19 protein-coding genes and 2 pseudogenes are annotated in these 15,826 nt (G+C 74.3%); 13 read left to right on the top strand and 8 right to left on the bottom strand.

The window, feature by feature from the left end:
• Window positions 1–33 precede the first annotated feature (33 nt).
• The 4 genes from ABZ807_RS19940 to ABZ807_RS19925 all read left to right on the top strand — a co-directional run bounded on the left by ABZ807_RS19940 (window position 34) and on the right by ABZ807_RS19925 (window position 2,202).
• Window positions 34–624 (top strand): molybdopterin-dependent oxidoreductase, encoded by a 591-nt coding sequence (locus tag ABZ807_RS19940; RefSeq protein WP_357159991.1) that lies wholly within the window; start codon window positions 34–36, stop codon window positions 622–624.
• Entirely contained in the window at window positions 621–1,355 is a 735-nt protein-coding gene (locus tag ABZ807_RS19935; RefSeq protein ID WP_357159772.1) for a ferredoxin reductase, read from the top strand. Before ABZ807_RS19940 ends, ABZ807_RS19935 begins: the two co-directional genes overlap by 4 nt.
• Window positions 1,356–1,372: 17 nt before the next feature.
• Window positions 1,373–1,660 carry a DUF6510 family protein gene (locus ABZ807_RS19930; protein ID WP_357159769.1) on the top strand — a complete coding sequence of 96 codons (288 nt, stop codon included), beginning with the start codon at window positions 1,373–1,375 and terminating at the stop codon, window positions 1,658–1,660.
• 80 nt (window positions 1,661–1,740) lie between these two features.
• Window positions 1,741–2,202 (top strand): class I SAM-dependent methyltransferase, encoded by a 462-nt coding sequence (locus ABZ807_RS19925; RefSeq protein WP_357159766.1) that lies wholly within the window; start codon window positions 1,741–1,743, stop codon window positions 2,200–2,202.
• Window positions 2,203–2,298: 96 nt separating this feature from the next.
• On the opposite strand, the gene ABZ807_RS19920 is transcribed toward ABZ807_RS19925, so the two are convergent.
• Complete coding sequence (locus ABZ807_RS19920; RefSeq protein ID WP_357159763.1) at window positions 2,299–3,528, bottom strand: MFS transporter; 1,230 nt, start codon at window positions 3,526–3,528, stop codon at window positions 2,299–2,301.
• 373 nt (window positions 3,529–3,901) lie between these two features.
• Here ABZ807_RS19920 and ABZ807_RS19915 point away from each other — a divergent pair, with 373 nt between their 5' ends.
• A complete protein-coding gene (locus tag ABZ807_RS19915; RefSeq protein ID WP_357159760.1) occupies window positions 3,902–4,423 on the top strand; it encodes a GNAT family protein in 522 nt (173 codons plus the stop codon).
• Window positions 4,424–4,486: 63 nt separating this feature from the next.
• A pseudogene (locus ABZ807_RS19910) lies at window positions 4,487–4,708 on the top strand (transposase); the annotation flags it as partial.
• Between the two features lie 5 nt (window positions 4,709–4,713).
• Here ABZ807_RS19910 and ABZ807_RS19905 read toward each other — a convergent pair.
• Complete coding sequence (locus tag ABZ807_RS19905) at window positions 4,714–4,971, bottom strand: hypothetical protein (protein ID WP_357159757.1); 258 nt, start codon at window positions 4,969–4,971, stop codon at window positions 4,714–4,716.
• A gap of 171 nt (window positions 4,972–5,142) precedes the next feature.
• On the opposite strand from ABZ807_RS19905, the gene ABZ807_RS19900 reads away from it, so the two are divergent.
• Window positions 5,143–6,444: an NAD(P)/FAD-dependent oxidoreductase gene (locus ABZ807_RS19900; RefSeq protein WP_357159754.1), complete on the top strand. Its 1,302-nt coding sequence runs from the start codon at window positions 5,143–5,145 to the stop codon at window positions 6,442–6,444.
• Between the two features lie 33 nt (window positions 6,445–6,477).
• Here the strand turns inward: ABZ807_RS19900 and ABZ807_RS19895 are convergent, their stop codons facing one another.
• The 3 genes from ABZ807_RS19895 to ABZ807_RS19885 form a co-directional block, all read right to left on the bottom strand.
• Window positions 6,478–7,551, bottom strand: coding sequence for an AI-2E family transporter (locus tag ABZ807_RS19895; protein ID WP_357159751.1), 1,074 nt, complete (start codon window positions 7,549–7,551; stop codon window positions 6,478–6,480).
• Window positions 7,552–7,595: 44 nt separating this feature from the next.
• A complete protein-coding gene (locus ABZ807_RS19890; RefSeq protein WP_357159748.1) occupies window positions 7,596–8,387 on the bottom strand; it encodes a fused MFS/spermidine synthase in 792 nt (263 codons plus the stop codon).
• Between the two features lie 222 nt (window positions 8,388–8,609).
• Window positions 8,610–9,587 (bottom strand): DUF2267 domain-containing protein, encoded by a 978-nt coding sequence (locus tag ABZ807_RS19885; protein WP_357159745.1) that lies wholly within the window; start codon window positions 9,585–9,587, stop codon window positions 8,610–8,612.
• A 182-nt stretch (window positions 9,588–9,769) separates the two neighbouring features.
• Between ABZ807_RS19885 and ABZ807_RS19880 the strand changes: the two genes are divergently transcribed.
• The 4 genes from ABZ807_RS19880 (at window position 9,770) to ABZ807_RS19865 (ending at window position 11,886) form a co-directional block, all read left to right on the top strand.
• On the top strand, window positions 9,770–10,084 hold the full coding sequence (locus tag ABZ807_RS19880) for a hypothetical protein (RefSeq protein WP_357159742.1): 315 nt from the start codon (window positions 9,770–9,772) through the stop codon (window positions 10,082–10,084).
• 324 nt (window positions 10,085–10,408) lie between these two features.
• Window positions 10,409–10,576, top strand: a complete 168-nt coding sequence (locus tag ABZ807_RS19875; RefSeq protein ID WP_357159739.1) for an STAS domain-containing protein — start codon at window positions 10,409–10,411, stop codon at window positions 10,574–10,576.
• A gap of 173 nt (window positions 10,577–10,749) precedes the next feature.
• On the top strand, window positions 10,750–11,196 hold the full coding sequence (locus ABZ807_RS19870; RefSeq protein ID WP_357159736.1) for a response regulator: 447 nt from the start codon (window positions 10,750–10,752) through the stop codon (window positions 11,194–11,196).
• A 141-nt stretch (window positions 11,197–11,337) separates the two neighbouring features.
• A complete protein-coding gene (locus ABZ807_RS19865) occupies window positions 11,338–11,886 on the top strand; it encodes an ATPase (protein ID WP_357159733.1) in 549 nt (182 codons plus the stop codon).
• 12 nt (window positions 11,887–11,898) lie between these two features.
• Here ABZ807_RS19865 and ABZ807_RS19860 read toward each other — a convergent pair whose 3' ends face one another.
• Window positions 11,899–12,756: a hypothetical protein gene (locus ABZ807_RS19860; RefSeq protein ID WP_357159730.1), complete on the bottom strand. Its 858-nt coding sequence runs from the start codon at window positions 12,754–12,756 to the stop codon at window positions 11,899–11,901.
• A 329-nt stretch (window positions 12,757–13,085) separates the two neighbouring features.
• Here ABZ807_RS19860 and ABZ807_RS19855 point away from each other — a divergent pair, with 329 nt between their 5' ends.
• Window positions 13,086–14,036 carry an endonuclease/exonuclease/phosphatase family protein gene (locus tag ABZ807_RS19855; protein WP_357159727.1) on the top strand — a complete coding sequence of 317 codons (951 nt, stop codon included), beginning with the start codon at window positions 13,086–13,088 and terminating at the stop codon, window positions 14,034–14,036.
• A gap of 1 nt (window position 14,037) precedes the next feature.
• Here ABZ807_RS19855 and ABZ807_RS19850 read toward each other — a convergent pair whose 3' ends face one another.
• A complete protein-coding gene (locus tag ABZ807_RS19850; protein WP_357159724.1) occupies window positions 14,038–14,460 on the bottom strand; it encodes an OsmC family protein in 423 nt (140 codons plus the stop codon).
• Window positions 14,461–14,519: 59 nt separating this feature from the next.
• Window positions 14,520–15,326 (bottom strand): annotated as a pseudogene (locus tag ABZ807_RS19845) (serine/threonine-protein kinase).
• A gap of 200 nt (window positions 15,327–15,526) precedes the next feature.
• Between ABZ807_RS19845 and ABZ807_RS19840 the strand changes: the two are divergent.
• Window positions 15,527–15,757 (top strand): hypothetical protein, encoded by a 231-nt coding sequence (locus ABZ807_RS19840; RefSeq protein WP_357159721.1) that lies wholly within the window; start codon window positions 15,527–15,529, stop codon window positions 15,755–15,757.
• Window positions 15,758–15,826 lie beyond the last annotated feature (69 nt).

Here is a 15,826-nt window from a genome sequence, read left to right as displayed (position 1 = left end):
GGCCGGCGGTGGTACGACTGACGGGTGGGAATCGTGTCACCGGGCTTCCAGGGCCGGCGCCGCTCGAGCGGGCCGGCCCTGCCGCCGGGGCAGTACCTGACAGAGGACTTCCCGGTGCTGTCGGCGGGCCCGACGCCGAAGGTGCCGCTGGACACCTGGGAGTTCGTGCTCAGCACCGAGACCGGCGCCGAGTACCGCTGGACCTGGGACGAGATGGCCGGCCTGCCGCAGGAGACGCCGACGGTCGACATCCACTGCGTCACCCACTGGTCCAAACTCGGCACCAGCTGGCAGGGCGTCTCCCTGGACACCCTGCTCGACGGCGTGGACACCACCGCCCGGTACGCGCTGGCCCACTCCTACGGCGGCTACACCACCAACCTGCCCCTGGACGACCTGCGCGGCGGGCAGGCCTGGGTGGTGCACACGTACGAGGGCGGGCCGCTCCCGGCCGAGCACGGCGGTCCGGCCCGACTGCTGGTGCCGCACCACTACTTCTGGAAGTCGGCGAAGTGGGTGCGCGGCGTCCGCCTGCTCGTCGACGACCAGCCCGGCTTCTGGGAGACCGCCGGGTACCACGACTACGGGGACCCGTGGCGCGAACAGCGCTACGCCGGCGATTGAGCGCGCCGGGCACGTGGCGGGTGGCCCGGCTGGTGGAGCGCCGGGTCGAGACGCCGTCCGCGCAGACCCTGGTCCTGGAGGTGCCGGGCTGGCCCGCGCACCTGGCCGGGCAGCACGTCGACGTCCGGCTGACCGCCGAGGACGGCTACCAGGCTGCCCGGTCGTACTCGCTGGCCTCGCCGGCCGACGGCGACCGGATCGCACTGACCGTGCAGCGGGTGCCCGACGGCGAGGTGTCGCCGTACCTGCTCGACACCTACGCCGAGGGCGACCCGGTGGAGGTGCGCGGCCCGCTCGGCGGGTACTTCGTCTGGCGGCCGGCGGAGACCGCGCCAATGCTGCTGGTCGCCGGGGGCTCCGGGGTGGTGCCGCTGATGGCGATGATCCGGGCCCGGCGCGGCGCCGGCAGCCGGACGCCGTTCCGGCTGATCTATTCCATCCGCACCCCGGCCGACGTCTTCTACGCCGCCGAGCTGCGCCGCCGTGCCCGCGACGACCAGGGGCTGGACGTGGCGTACGTGTACACCCGGCAGGCGCCCGACGGGTGGCGGGGCCCGCCGCACCGGATCGGCCTGGTCGACGTGAACAACCACGGCTGGCCGCCCGACCTCGAACCACTCTGCTACGTCTGCGGCCCCACCGGCTTCGTGGAGACCGTGGCGGACCTGCTGGTGGGGTTGGGGCACCAGACCAGGCGGGTGCGCACCGAACGGTTCGGCCCCACCGGTTGAACGCCCGAGGAGACCCGATGACCGACATGTCCTACCTGGACGGCAACATGCTCGACGGCCCGCTGCGCGAGCTGTTCGCCGTCGACCTGAGCGCCGCGACCTCGCGGTGCCAGTCCTGCGGGACGGTCGGCCCGATGGCCGGGCTGCACGTCTTCTCCCACGCGCCCGGGCTGGTCGCCCGCTGCCCGGTCTGCTCCGAGGTGACGCTGCGGCTGGTCCGGGCGCCCGACCGGGCCTGGCTGGACCTGCGCGGCGCCACCTTCCTCCAGGTGCCGATGCCGCTCGAGCAGCCGGGTCGGCTCTGACGCTGCTCACCTCGCCTCGACTGGCGTCGTCCCTTTCTGGGTATGCGGGGCCGCCGGGCGCCGCCCCCAGTTTGCCGGAGATGCGGGCCCGCGTTCGGGTCAACGTGCCCGGCGCGGAGCTCGTCGAGGGCGACCTGCGGCGGCTGCCCGTACCGGACGGCGACGTCGACCTGGTGGTGTGCGGGCTCGCCCTGGCCCACGTGCCGGACCTGATCGGGGTGATGGGCGAGTTCGCCCGGGTCCTGCGTCCGGGCGCCCACCTGGTCGTCTCCGACATCCACGTGCTCTTGCTCTACCTCGGCGGGGTCGCCCACGCGGTCGGACCGGAGCGGCCTGCTCCCCGCGTACCGGCGGCTGGCCAGCGACTACCTGACCGCCGCGCTCCCGGCCGGTTTTGCATTGGCGCAGTGCGTCGAGCCGCGCTGGCCGGCCAGCGAGCACGCCGGCGGACCCCAGGCCCGCCGGTGGTGCCCGAGGCGTCCGACGCCGCCTACACCGCCACCCCCGCCGTCATCGTCTGGCACTTCACCCGCGAGCACTGAGCGCCGATCTTGGACGGTTACCGCTCGACAGGAACGGCAACCGTCCAAGATCCGGGGGTTCGGGTCCCCGCGGGCGGCGACCGGAAACCGGCGCGCTCAGCCGCTGGCGACGGCCAGCCGTCGCCAGACGGCGACGGTGAGCACGGTCAGCGCGCCGGCGGCCGCCCAGAACGGCGCGGTGATGGCGCCGGTGGTCTGGGCGAGCAGACCGCCGAGTGCGGTGCCGACGGCGGCCCCGCCCAGGTCGGCCAGCGCGTAGACGCCGGCCACCCGGCCGCGCAGCCGGTCCGGGACCAGCCGCTGCCGCAGCGACACCACCAGCACGCCCCAGACCATGGTGTGTACGCCCCAGACCGCCAGCGCCGCCCCGGCCACCCACGGTTGCCGGGTCGTGGCGAGCACGAGCTGTAGGCCCACCTCGACGAGCAGGCCGGCCCGTAGCAGGGCAGGGGTGCCGAACCGGGCCCGCAGCCGGGTGGCCAGGGCCGTGCCGGCCAGCCCGCCGAGGGCGGACGCGGTCAGCAGGACGCCGTAGCCGACGTCGCCGAGCCCCAGCCGCTGGCGGGCGTAGAGCACGAACGCGGCGAACGCGGCGCAGAACGCCACGTTCATCACCGCGATGCAGATCGCGAGGGCCCGCAGCACCGGTACCGACCAGAGTGCGTGCAGCCCGGCGGCGACGTCGGCGCGCAGCGAGCGCCGTGCCCCGCCGTCCGGGGTCGGCTCGGCCGGTGGCACCGGCCGCCAGCGCAGCAGGGCGACCAGCAGCGCGGCCAGGCCGAAGGTGGCGGCGTCGACCGCGAACGGCAGCGCCGTCCCCAGCACGAACAGGTACGCCCCCAGCGGCTTCGCGGCGAACTGGTTGCCCAGCACGAAGGTGGCGAAGAGCCGGCTGTTGGCCCGTTCCAACTGCTCCGCCGGGACCACCGAGGGCAGCAGCGCTGCGGAGGCGGTGTCGGCCAGCGTCTCCCCGACCCCGGTCAGGAAGAAGGCCAGGCAGATCAGCGGCACTCCGGCCACCCCGGTGAGCACCGCGACGGCGAGCGCGCCGAGCACCGCCCCCCGGGCCAGGTTGACCGTGACGACCAGCCGGCGCCGGTCCAGGCGGTCCACCAGCGCCCCGCTGACCAGGGCGAGGAGCAGCCACGGCAGCTGCGGCGCGAGCGCCGCCGCGGCCACTGCGGCCGGATCGTCGGTGATCGAGGCGACCAGCAGCGGGCCGGCGACCATGGTCACCCCGTCGCCCAGGTTGGAGACGGCGTTGGCGGTCCAGAGCCGGGCGAAGTCCGGGCCGAGGCGGCTCTGCCGAGCCGTGACAGCGGTCATCGGGACCGCCCGGGGAGGTGACGAGGTGCGGGCACGCGGAGGCGCCCGCACGGGAACTGCGGAAACACGAGGACTCCCTCGGAAGCGATGTGGTGGCGTGGTCACGCCATGACGGAGGACCCGCGCGGACGGCGGGTCACTTCATCGCTTCGCGACGGGCGACGGGGGTCCGGGACCCCGGGAGGAACCGGGGTTCAGGCGCGCCGGATCGCCCGCGACGAAGCGGAGGCCAGCATCGTGCCGAGAGCAGCGGTGCCCATGATCAGCCTCCGATCGGCGGTGGGGTCGGGCCCACCTTACGGGTCGGTCCGTCCCCTAGCGACCCCGCTTTCCGGTTGGACAAGACCCGCCGTCGGCACCAGAGTGGTCCGCCGTGAGATACCTGCGCAGCGCCGGCCCGGTCGGCATCCGCCGCCCGCGTCCCGCCGACGAGGCCGAGTTCGTCGCCGCCGCCCGCCGCAGCCGCGACCTGCACCACCCCTGGCTGACTGCCCCCGACACCGCCGAGAAGTTCGCCGCGTACCTCGCCAAGGGGCGCCGCCGCGACCAGCAGAGCTTCCTCATCTGCGACCGGCCCAGCGGCGGGATCGCCGGCTACGTCAACATCAGCGGGATCATCATGGGTGCGCTGCGCGGCGGGTTCATGGGCTACGCCGCGTTCCTGCCGTACCGCGGGACCGGGCACGCCTCGGCCGGGATCGGGCTGGTGCTGGCGCACGCCTTCGACACCCTCGGCCTGCACCGGGTCGAGGCGAACATCCAGCCGGGCAACGAGCCGTCCAGGCGCGTCGCCCGCAGGCTGGGCTTCCGGCAGGAGGGGTTCTCGCCGGACTACCTCTTCATCGACGGCGCCTGGCGCGACCATGAGCGCTGGGCGGTCACCGCCCCGGCTTGACCGCTGTCGGGAGGTTGCCACCGCCGGGGGCCGGCGCGCCGAACGCCGGCCCCCGCGCGACCGGAGCACCGCCGTGGCCACGGCGGGATGTACGACGGGTTGAGCAGCGGACGGGTCGACGTCGCTCGGCTGCGGCGCGGCGTGGCGGGCCTGCCGGTGCCGCGGGCCGCCGACGGGCGGATCGTCGTTGCTGTTGACGTCAGCCCGTGGCTGCGCTCCGACGCCCAGACCAGCCCGGACCGGCTGTTCTGCCACGTATACGGCCGCGCCAAGAGCCAGTCGCAGCTGGGCTACGTGACGTCAAGCTCCGCCGCGCGCAGCAAAGTCGGCCGGTCGCGCCCGCTGGACGCCAGGGCCACGGGAGCGCTGGGGTCCGTGGAGGCAATCACCTGCCAGTCACCATGAAGAGTGAAGGCCAGTGCCGCGACCGCCTGATTGTCGACGACCAGCCTTGCCAGCTCGCCGGTCTCCAGATGGAAGTTGATGCGCTCGACTGCTTGCTTGTGGCTTACGCCGAGGACCGCCGCATACGGCGCTACGAAGCTCATGGCGGCGTGCTGCAAGGGCCAGAGAGGGAACTGCCGGAAGGCGTCCGGAGCGAACGACCACACTGTGACCGCCGTGCCCTCTCCAGGGGCGGCACCCCGAGAGAGCCCAACGGCGGGTTCGCGGGCCGGACCGCACGTTTGTCGGGCGGGTCGACGGGAACGGGAGCGGGCATGACGAAACCTCGTGTGGTGATCGTGGGGGCCGGGTTCGCCGGTTACCACGCGGCGAAGACATTGAGCCGGCTGGCCCGCAACCGCGCCGAGATCGTGCTGCTGAACTCCACCGACTACTTCCTCTACCTGCCGCTGCTGCCCGAGGTGGCGGCCGGGATCGTGGAGCCTACCCGGATCTCGGTGCCGTTGACCGGCACCCTCGACGGCGTGCGGGTGGTCGTCGGCGAGGCCGACCGGGTCGACCTGCAGAACCGCTGGGTGGGCTTCACCCAACCCGAGGGTGACCAGGGCAAGCTCGCCTACGACCGGCTGGTGCTCGCCGTGGGCAGTGTCAACAAGCTGTTGCCGATCCCCGGGGTGACCGAGTACGCGCACGGCTTCCGCGGCGTGCCCGAGGCGGTCTACCTGCACGATCACGTGATCCGCCAGATCGAGCTGGCCGAGCAGGCCGAGGACCCGGCCGAGCAGCGGGCCCGGGCCACGTTCGTGGTGGTGGGCGCCGGCTACACCGGCACCGAGGTGGCCGCCCACGGGCAGCTGTTCACCGACAAGATGCACGCCCAGCGGCCCCGGCTGAACATCCGGCCCCGCTGGATGCTGCTCGACGTGGCGCCCCGGGTGCTGCCCGAGCTCGACAAGCGGATGTCCGACACCGCCGACCGGGTGCTGCGCCGGCGGGGGGTGGATGTGCGGATGGGCACCTCGGTCGCCGAGGCCACCGCCGACGGGGTGAAGCTCACCGACGGCGAGTACGTCCCGACCTGCACGCTGGTCTGGTGCGTCGGGGTACGCCCCGACCCGTTCGTCGCCGAGCTCGGGCTGCGCACCGAGAAGGGCCGGCTCGTGGTCGACGAATACCTCACCGTCCCTGGTTTCCCCGAGGTGTACGCCTGCGGCGATGCCGCGGCCGTGCCGGACCCGACCCGCCCGGGACAGATCTGCGCGATGACCGCACAGCACGCGCAGCGTCAGGGCAAGCTGGCCGCCCAGAACATCGCCGCCTCGTACGGGCACGGCGGGCGCAAGCCGTACAAGCATTACGACCTGGGCTGGGTGGTCGACCTGGGCGGTAAGGACGCCGCGGCGAACCCGCTGAAGGTCTCGCTGTCCGGGCTGCCGGCCAAGGCCGTCACCCGCGGATACCACCTGCTGGCGATGCCCGGCAACCGGGCCCGGGTCGGGGCGGACTGGGTGCTCGACGCCGCGCTGCCCCGCTCGGCGACCCAGCTCGGGCTGGTGCCGGCGCACGCCGTACCGCTGGAAAGCTCGTCGCCGGAGGTGCCGGCGGTTCGGCGCTGAGCCGACCGGCGCGCGCCCCGCGCCGGGCTAGCCTCAGCGGCCGGCCTGTGGCTCGGTGGGGTCCGGCAGCGAGCGGACCCCCGTGGGGGCGAACTCCCGCAGCAGGATCTGCCCGATCGCGGCGGCCGGGATGGCCAGCAGCGCGCCGACCAGCCCGGCCAGCTCGGCGGCGAGCAGGGCGCTGACCAGGACGGTCAGCGGGTTCAACCGGACCGCCCGGGACATGATGACCGGTTGCAGCAGGTGGTTCTCCACCTGCTGGTAGACGACGAAGAAGACCAGCACCACCACGCCCGCCGTGGGGGAGTGTAGGAAGGCAGCGCCCGCCGCGACGATCGCGCCGAGGGTCGCCCCCACCAGTGGGATCAGGTCCGCGACCCCGACCAGCAGCGCGATCACCGCCGCGAACGGCACCCCGAAGAGGACCAGCACGAGGTACGTCAGGCCGCTGGCGATCACGCTGATCAGCAGGTTCCCGCTGAGGTAGCCGGTGATGGCCCGGGAGCTCTCCCGCCCGATCCGGCGTAGCCGCTGAGCCGCGCCGTCCCCGACCAGGCCGAGCACGCCGTGGGTGATGAGCGGCGCCTCCAGAACCATCAGATATGCCAGCACGATGACCGTGACCAGCCCCGCCACGGTCTCGACCACACTTCGGACCAGCCCGATCGCCGGCTGGCTCAGCTGTCCACCGTAGTGCTGGATCTGGTCGGAGTGCCGCCGGGCGTACCCGAGCAGCCCGACGCGTTCCAGCAGCTCGCCGAAGGGGCCGCGGCCCGCCCGGGTTTCCCGCAGCAGCTCGGGGGCCTGCTCGACGAAGCGGGCCAACTCCTCCACGAGCGGCACCAGGATCAGCGCGGCCACCCCGCCCAGCAGGACGAAGGCGGCGAGGAAGACCAGCAGCGTGGCCAGCGCCCGGCGTCGCACCAACCGGCGTTGCAGAAGGTCGACCAGTGGGGCCAGCGCGACCGCGAAGAACGCGGCGACCAGGATCCAGATGAGCACCCGGCGGGTGGCCCACAGCAGCGCCAGGCCGAGCGCGGTGGCCAGCACCAGACCGATGACGATCAGGGACCTGCGGGCGGTGGACCGGTCGTCGGCGGTGCTCATCCGGCGCGGCTACCCGGGCCGGCGGCCGGGAAACCGCCCCTCCGTCAGCCCACCCCGAGGGTGGCGTCCGTGGCCGGGCGGGCCCCACCGACGAACGCGTCGAGGTCCGACCCGTGCAGCACGCCGCCGGGCACCGGGTCGGCGGCCACCCGGGCGGCGAGCCGGCGAACCGGAAGCCGGCCGGGGCGGTGCGCGGCGGCCAGCACCACGTTGCCGTACCGGCGTCCGCGCAGCATCCGCCGGTCGGCCACCAGGCAGACGTCGGCGAAGACCGCACGCAGCGTGGCCACCTGCACCCGGGTGAAGACCAGCGGGGGCAGGTCCGTGACGTTGACCAGGTAGATGCCGTCGGGGTGCAGTGTCCGGGCGACCTCGGCCACGAACTCCACGCCAGCCACGTGCCCGGGCATCCGCGCCGCCCGGTAGATGTCGGCCAGCACCAGGTCGTAGGCGCCCGCCGCGGACGAGGTGACGGCATCCCGCGCGTCGGCGACCTCGATTACCACCGGTGGGGGAGGCGGCAGCTCCTCGGTGACCAGCCGCACCACCGCGGCGTCGCGTTCGACGACCCGCTGCGCCGATCCGGGGCGGGTGGCCGCCACGTACCGGGGCAGGGTCAACGCGCCGCCGCCCAGGTGCAGCACGTCGCGGGGCAGCCCGGCCGGCGCGGCCAGGTCGACCAGGGCCGCCATCCGCCGGACGTACTCGAAGTGCAGGTGGCGGGGGTCGGCGACGTCGACGTACGACTGGGCGACGCCCCCGGCGAGCAGCGTCCGTCCGGTCCGGCGCGCGGGGTCGACGACCAGTTCCAGCCGGTCGTCCGCCTCGCTGTCCATGCCGGCACGCTAACCGACGGCGGGCCCGCGGTCGGCGCCGGCGCCACAGGCGACGGCGCTACGCGGGCCGCGCCGCCACGGGCGATCGGGTCCGCAGGACGCTGTGGAGCTGATGACGCGTCCGACTCAGCCGCGCGTGGGTGAGTCGGACACATCATCAGCTGCCTCGGCCGAGCCGGCCGGGCCGGCGGGCGGAGAGCCCACCGGCCCGGCCGGCGCGGCTCAGCCGGCGGCCATGCCGGCGCCGGCCTCGTCGATGGCGTCGTCGACCCGGTGCGCCAGGTCCACGTCGGCGGCCGTCACCGCGTCGACCGTGCGGCTGCGGACGGTCAGCACCGCGTTGTCCGAGTCGGGTCGGCCGATCTGCGGCCCGCGACCGGTCTCCACGCGAAGCTGGTCGAGCCGGTCGAGCACCCGGTCCAGGTTGCCGGTGGGCAGCTCGATGGTCCGCACCAGCGACCGGCGGTCGCTGGACCAGTACGGCAGGTCGTCCAGGGCGTCGCGCAGCTCCGCCTCGGTGAGCGGAGCGGCGGCGCTGTGCGCGCCGACCAGGCCACCACCGGGTGCCGGCGGCCCGAGCAGATCGCGCAACCCGTCCGGAACGTCCAGCGAGTCGATCAGGTCGCCGTCGTGGTCGGCCAGCGCGGCCAGCGTCGCCTGCGCCTGGTACCGCGCCTGTTCCGGGCTACGCCCGCTGATCCGGCCCACCTCGGCCAGGAAGCCGGGCAGGTCCCGGTGCCGCTCGATGCCGTCGACCGGCACCACGTCGTGCAACTTCACCGGAACCGCCGCCAGCAGCCGTTCGCGCTCCGCCTCGTCCAGCGCCCAGGCCAGCGCGAGCACGGTCGCCTCCGCGCCCACCTTGGCGGTGCGGAAGTCCACCCCCGCGCGCCGGCTGACCTCGCCGACCAGCTCGCGGTAGCCCATCAAGGTCACCTCCGGAGTGCCCTGCCCGGGTTCCGGCAGGGGGCGGTTCGCCGTCGCCACCGCCGTCGGCGGTGGCGCCGGCCCGCCCCGGGAGGTGTCCGGCTTGTGCCGGCCGGCCGGCGGGGGACCGGACCGTCGACCCCGGTCCAGGCTGGTGAGCTGCTTCGACGCGCTCAGGCTGGTGCCGGCCTCGCTCGGCTGTCGACCCTGCTCGCGGGCCTGGCGGGCCAGGGCCCGGCGGCGCTGGTTGTCGCCCTCCATCTGCTTGCGCATGCTCGCACCTCGCTCCTTCGGGTTCACCTCGTCTGCCGCCGCGTTCCCGCCGCCGGGCGGAAGGTAACGGGCCGAACCCGGTCGGGGGGTTCACTCGCCGGGGGTGAGCCCCGCTCACCCGTCCGGGCCGCACGATCGGGGGGACCGGAAGTCTTCCGAGGAACGCGGAAGGGAAGGTCGTCATGAAGAGGATCGTCGAGATCGTCCCCGCCCGACCCGGCTGGTACGCGCGATGGCAGGTGGGCCCGGAGGCGACCCGGTGCTACCCGGTGAGCCTGTGGGCGCTTCTCGAGGAGACCGACGGTTCCGGCCGTGAGGTGGTGGGCGTGGACTGCGCCGGCCAGTGGCCCGGATCGGACGTCAACGAGGTTGGGGGGGACTTCGTCCGGTACCTGTTCCAGACACCCGATTCCGGTCGTCCCGAGGACGTCGAACCACCGTCGTCGGCCGGCCTGCGCGAGGGCGGGCCGCGGCTGCAACCGGCCGTCGCCACCTAGACCTTCCTGCCGGCCCCCGGCCCCCGGCCCCTGGTCCCAGGGTCGGGGGCCACCCCTATCCGGGGCGGCTCCCCCAGCCGGCCTCGCGCACCTGGTCGGCGACGGCGCGCGCGTACTGCCCCTGCCCGGCCGGGACGCCCCGGCCGGCGCCGGGTCCACCCGGCCGATCGCGGCGGTGCCGCCGTCCGTAGGCCCCTGCGTATACGTGCTCCACTGCAAGGGTTGGCCTGCGGTGCGAGCGAGAGGGACGACGTTGACGTTCATCGTCACGCACACCCCGCACGATGGTGGTGGCTGCACCTGCGGCTCGTCGGTGAGCTGGACATGAGCACCGCCTGTCAGCTCAACGAGATGATCGACCAATTGGTCGCCGGTGGCGCCCGGCACCTGCTGCTCGACCTCACCGAGCTGACCTTCTGCGACTCCACCGGCATCGCGGCGTTGGTCCGGGGAGACAATCGGGTCGCCGCCGACGGGGGTGGCTGCGGCTGACCGGGGCCACCCGCCGGGTGGACCGGGTGCTCCAGGTCACCGGGCTGGCGGACGTGCTCAGATACCAACCGGACACGGCGGACCAGGCGTCGCAGGACGCTCTCTGATCGGCCAGATTCCGCCAGCGGGTGACCGTGCGGTCCCACCGCCCGACATGAGACAGGTACACCCCCATGGGTCAAGGCGCCGCGAACCTCGTCCGCATCCTCGTTGTCGACGACGACCCCGGTGACGTGCTGATGATCGAGGAGGCGCTGGAGGACTCCGAGATCGACAAGGTCATCGACGTGGTCAGCGACGGCCAGGAGGCGATGGAGTTCCTCCGCCGCGAGGGGCGGCACACCGAGGCCCGGCGCCCGGACGTGATCCTGCTCGACCTGAACATGCCCCGGATGGACGGCCGGCAGGTGCTCGGCGCGGTCAAGCAGGACGACGACCTGCGGACCATCCCCATCGTCGTGCTGACCACCTCCAACGCGGACACCGACATTCTCGGCAGCTACCCGCTGCAGGCCAACGCGTACGTGACCAAACCGATCGACCTGGACGACTTCAACGACGTGGCCCGCCGCATCGACGAGTTCTTCGGTCGGGTGGTCGTGCGACCCAAGCGCTCCTGACCGCCCGCTGCCCACGCCCGGGACGGCGCTCCCGGTCGCCACTCAGTTGCTGAACATTTTTCCCGAACATCCTCGCTGCCGAGCGGTAGCCGCGAGGATCGAACTGGGGAAAGACGTACCAGCTGCCTGGGGGGCGACAGTATGAGGTTCTTCGTCGTTGAGACCGGCTACGACCAGCGGCAGGTCGATTCCTGCCTCGACGAGCTCGGGGTCCGGTTGACCCGGCTCGCGGCGCGGGCGGAGGTCGCCGCCGGCGCGGGTCGGGAGTGGGACCAGATCCGGCAGGAGGCGACCCTGCTGCGCGGCCTGGTCGACCGCGAGGGTTCACCCACCGACGTCGACGCGGCGGCGGCCCAGGGGGCCGCTTCGGCGGTCGAGCGGGAGGCCGCCGAGATCCTGGCGCAGGCCCGCAGCGAGCTCGACGCGGCGCGCGAGGAGGCCCGGCGGGTCCGTGAGCGGGTGTACGCGGAGGCGGTGCAGGCCCGCCGCGAGTTCGAGGCGGCGCTGCACGAGCGGCGGTGCCGGGAGGCCCGGGTGGACCAGATCCTGGCCGGTGTGGCCGTCGAGGCGGTGCCGGCCGACACGCCCACCGCCGCCGCGTCCACGGGCGGTGTCCCGGCGACCCGGGCCGCCGCCGGCGTGACCGAGGCGTCGGTGCAGCGGCCGGAACCGGGCACCCGGGTGGCCTGAGCGCGGGAGGCCTCAGGTCAGTGCCACCACCACCGTGGTGGCCCGCTGCTCGTGCGGGGCGTACGCGTCGGGGAACGCCGAGATCTGCACCGCCTGGGCCGCGGCGGTCACGCTCAACTCCTGCCAGCCGGGCACCTCGGCGAGCGCCGCGTAGAACGCCCCGGCCGCGTACGCGGGGCGCATCAGCTGGGCCACCGTGCCCCAGCCGCTGCTGGGGCGCTGCTGGAACAGCCCGACCGAGTCGTGGTCGGAGCCGCTGCCCTGATGTGGGTGGTCGTACGACTCGGGCAGCACGTCGCTGGCCAGGTTGTACAGGTCGCTCTCCTGCAGCGCGGTGGCGATGGCGACGATCAGGCCGCGCCGGGGCACCTTCAGGTCGACGCCGACGTCGACGATCACCTTCGCGTTGTCCATCTGCGCCTGGGTGAGACCGGCGACCGGCCGGGGACGGCTGGGCCTGGCCGGCTTCTTCGGCTTCGGCTTCGGCTTCGGCTGCCCGGTCGCCGACGGGCTGGGGCTGGCCGGGGGGATCGGTGTGACGGGGACGGCGACGGGCGAGGCGCCCCGGTCCAGCGAGCGGGAGGCGCGGTCGGCGGCTGCGGCCCGGTCGGCCAGCACCTCGCTGACCGGCTCCCCGCGCCGGCCGGTGTCGTGCGCGCCGGCGAACGCCACCAGGCCGAGACAGCAGGTCACGCCGCAGGCGAGGGCCACCCGGGCGGGGGCCGAGGCCAGCAGCGCCCGGGTCCCCCGGCGGGCCGGCTCCGGGGCGCGATGCCGGCCGATCCTCCGTTCGCCCGATGGGGCATCGGTGGAACGGGCACCCGGTCGGGTCTCGGGCAGCTGCTGCTGAGGGGAGTCGTCGGGAAGCACCCGCCGAGGCTAGAGAGTCGGCCGGCGCTTGCCACCGGGGTCATTGGTGGCATGCGCCACAATTTGCCATGATCCGACCAGGCATTACCGCCGCTGTGCCGGGAACGGAACCAACCTCTCCAGTCCTACTTATCGCTGATGTCGGGAGCTACCGGAGGAACCAGGCGCACCTCGATCGCGCAGGCGGCGTGGCCGGCGCTCATCCCTTCGGGTGACAGTCGCCGGCCGTACCGCCGAGCCGCCGGCCCACCGCGTGGCGGAAGCTCCGGTCGCGGCCGGTGCCCGTATTGTCGCCGTCGCCCCGGCACCAGCTCGGTACGATGCGGACGGTGACCGACAGCATGATCGACGAGCCCGTCCGCGGTGCCGCGCACCGCCCCGGTGACCGGCGTGGACTCGTCGTGCTGCTGCTCGCGGGGCTGCTCGCGGCGGTGCTGGCCGGTCACCGCGCGGTGCCGAACGTGCACGGCCTGGGCAGCCTGCTCGACAGCGTGACGCCGCTGCTGGGCCTGGGGGTGCCGGTGCTGGCCCTGGCCGCGCTGCTGCGCCGCTCCCGGCGGGCGCTGGTGGCCGTAGGGCTTCCCGCGGCCGTCTGGGCGCTGATGTACGGAAGCACCTGGCTGCCCCCGGCCGCCGGCACCGGTCCAGCGGGCATCCGGGTGGCCAGCCAGAACCTGCGCGCGGGCAATCCGGACCCCGCCGCCACGGTGGCCCCGCTCGCCGAGGCCGGCGTCGACCTCATCGCGCTACAGGAGGTCGACGACGCCGACGGGCTCGCCTCCGATCTGCGGCAGCGCTATCCGCACCGGGCGTCGGTCTCCACCGTCGCGCTGTGGAGCCGCTACCCGATCCGGGACTTCGCCGGAGTGGACACCGGGCTCGGCTGGACCCGCGGCCTGCGGGCGGTCGTCGCCACCCCGCGCGGGGACCTGGTGGTCTACGTGGTGCACCTCGGATCGGCCCGCGCCGGGAACACCGTCACCCGGGACGAGACCGTCCGGACCCTGGCCCGGGTGGTCCGGTCGGACCCCGCCGACCGGCTGCTGGTGCTCGGGGACCTGAACACCGCCACCACCGACCGGGTCTTCGCCCCGCTGACCCGCCTGCTCGGCGACGCCCAGGCCGATGCGGGCCAGGGCTTCGGGTTCACCTGGCCCGCGTCGGTGCCGGTCACCCGACCCGACCACGTGCTCTACCGCGGTCTCACCCCCACCGCAGCCCACGTGCTGCGCACGCCGGACTCCGACCACCGGGCGGTGACCGCCGGCTTCCGCTGGTGACTCAGCGGCGCCCGTCGGCGGGCGTGACGGTCAACCGGTGCCGGCTGGTGTCGCCGCTGGAGAAGGGCCAGATCCGGTCCGCGTACGCCACCAGGTCGGCCAGCTGCTCGCGGCTCAGGCCCACGGACGAGATGGAGGCGTGCACGTCCGCCCGGTACCGGCCGTCGTCGTCGCGGCCCAGCTTCGCCTCGGCGGTCACCTGCACGGTGTGCGCCTCGTCGGTGATCTCGCCGGCCGCCTCGACCGCCGCGTGGTGCAGGCAGGACGCGAACGCGGCGGCCAGCAACTGCTCGGGCGTCAGGCCCGTGCAGTGCGGCGCGAGCGGGGACGCCAGCGCCGTGGACCAGCCGCCGTCGTCGGTGCGTACGTGACCGCCCGAAGCGGTCGCGGTGGCCTCGTTCAGCCAGGAACTCGGATCCGGCATCGCGTTCCTCCCGTCAGTCACCGGCCCGGGTTCCCGGCCTCGATCGGGTGAAACACCGGTCAGGCGGGGCCGGTGCGGGACCAGTCGGCCAGGGCGACCGCCTCGGTCGCCTCCGTCGCGGCGCGCTCGGTCCACGCCGGGACCGGGGCGCTGCGGGGTCGGGGCATCGAGGCCAGCATCGGCAGGTACACCCGGGCGTCGACCACCTCGGCCAGCAGCAGCGCGGCCATCAGGCTGGTCGGCCGGCGGGCCGGTTCGTCGTCGAGGCAGTGCCGGCACAGCTCGGCCACCTCCGGCGGCAGCCTCTCGATCGGCGGCAGCGGCTCCGCCGCGACCCGCCGGCAGGCGCCCACCAGCTGGGTCGCGGTCGTCCCGGCGGCGTACGGCAGGCGGCCGGTGAGGCAGTAGTAGAGCAGCACGCCGAGGGCCTACATGTCGGCCGCCGGGGTGGCCGGCTTCACGTCGCGGTGCACGATGCCGTGCGCGTGCGCGGCGGCCAGCGCGGCCGCCACCTCCGCGCAGACCCGGACCGCGATCCGCCAGTCCAGCGGCCCGGCGCGCAGGTGCGCGGCGAGCGTCTCGCCCTCGGCCAGCTCCATCACGATGTACGGCGCCTTCCGGCCGGGCAGCATCGTCGAGGTGCCGAAGTCGTGCACGCTGGCCACGTTGGGATGCACCAGCCGGGCGGCGTTGCGCGCCTCGGCGCGGATCCGCTCGACCGAGCTCTCCTCGCTCTGCTGACCGGGAGACATCAGCTTCACCGCGACCGGCCGGTCCAGCACCAGGTCGTGCGCGCGCCACACCTCGGACATCCCGCCCAGGCCGATGCGCTGTGCGAGCTGGTACCGCCCGGCCAGCGTCCTCATCGACCCGCTCCTGTCTATTTTCGTACCGGGTGGCCCCGTGTGGGTCCGCCGTTGCCGAGCCGGTACCCGCGCTCTCAGCAGGGCAAACCCGTGGGCGGGTCGGCCCGGAGCGGGCTCGGGGCCGACCGCCGTGCGGTAGCTTGCCAGCCAGGGGCGTCCGGCGGATTGGTGCGGGCGGCGTTTCACGGAGGGGGACGCGGATGGGCGAGGTGACCGTACGCTTCGTCGGCGGGCCGGCCCACGACCTGGTTCGGGAGGTGCCCGCCGACCCAGGCGGCGACCCGCCGGAGCGCTGGGTCATGCGGCACCCGGACGCCGACCCGGCGCCGGGCGGTGGGCCGGACCACCTCTACGCGCGGGACCGGCGCGACGGCAGCGGCGTCTGGACGATGCGCTTCGTGCGCACCTATCCGGTCGGGGCGAGCGAGTAGCCGTCACCGGCCTGCCGTGCAGTCGGACCGGACCGGGGTCCGCGCGTTCTCGGCCGCCATCGGCCAGCC

The sequence above is a fragment of the Micromonospora sp. NPDC047548 genome (genome assembly GCF_040642975.1).
Classification (GTDB): Bacteria; Actinomycetota; Actinomycetes; order Mycobacteriales; family Micromonosporaceae; genus Micromonospora.
This window is presented reverse-complemented; position numbering and strand designations above follow the sequence as displayed.

Bases quoted from the DNA above. Each gene is read 5' to 3' on its own strand.
- ABZ807_RS19870 (WP_357159736.1), top strand. From the start codon at position 10,750: ATGGGTCAAGGCGCCGCGAACCTCGTCCGCATCCTCGTTGTCGACGAC.
- ABZ807_RS19920 (WP_357159763.1), bottom strand. From the start codon at position 3,528: ATGACCGCTGTCACGGCTCGGCAGAGCCGCCTCGGCCCGGACTTCGCC.
- ABZ807_RS19925 (WP_357159766.1), top strand. From the start codon at position 1,741: ATGCGGGCCCGCGTTCGGGTCAACGTGCCCGGCGCGGAGCTCGTCGAG.
- ABZ807_RS19850 (WP_357159724.1), bottom strand. From the start codon at position 14,460: ATGCCGGATCCGAGTTCCTGGCTGAACGAGGCCACCGCGACCGCTTCG.
- ABZ807_RS19895 (WP_357159751.1), bottom strand. From the start codon at position 7,551: ATGAGCACCGCCGACGACCGGTCCACCGCCCGCAGGTCCCTGATCGTC.
- ABZ807_RS19890 (WP_357159748.1), bottom strand. From the start codon at position 8,387: ATGGACAGCGAGGCGGACGACCGGCTGGAACTGGTCGTCGACCCCGCG.
- ABZ807_RS19875 (WP_357159739.1), top strand. From the start codon at position 10,409: ATGAGCACCGCCTGTCAGCTCAACGAGATGATCGACCAATTGGTCGCC.
- ABZ807_RS19885 (WP_357159745.1), bottom strand. From the start codon at position 9,587: ATGCGCAAGCAGATGGAGGGCGACAACCAGCGCCGCCGGGCCCTGGCC.
- ABZ807_RS19840 (WP_357159721.1), top strand. From the start codon at position 15,527: ATGGGCGAGGTGACCGTACGCTTCGTCGGCGGGCCGGCCCACGACCTG.
- ABZ807_RS19880 (WP_357159742.1), top strand. From the start codon at position 9,770: ATGAAGAGGATCGTCGAGATCGTCCCCGCCCGACCCGGCTGGTACGCG.
- ABZ807_RS19930 (WP_357159769.1), top strand. From the start codon at position 1,373: ATGACCGACATGTCCTACCTGGACGGCAACATGCTCGACGGCCCGCTG.
- ABZ807_RS19865 (WP_357159733.1), top strand. From the start codon at position 11,338: ATGAGGTTCTTCGTCGTTGAGACCGGCTACGACCAGCGGCAGGTCGAT.
- ABZ807_RS19905 (WP_357159757.1), bottom strand. From the start codon at position 4,971: ATGAGCTTCGTAGCGCCGTATGCGGCGGTCCTCGGCGTAAGCCACAAG.
- ABZ807_RS19900 (WP_357159754.1), top strand. From the start codon at position 5,143: ATGACGAAACCTCGTGTGGTGATCGTGGGGGCCGGGTTCGCCGGTTAC.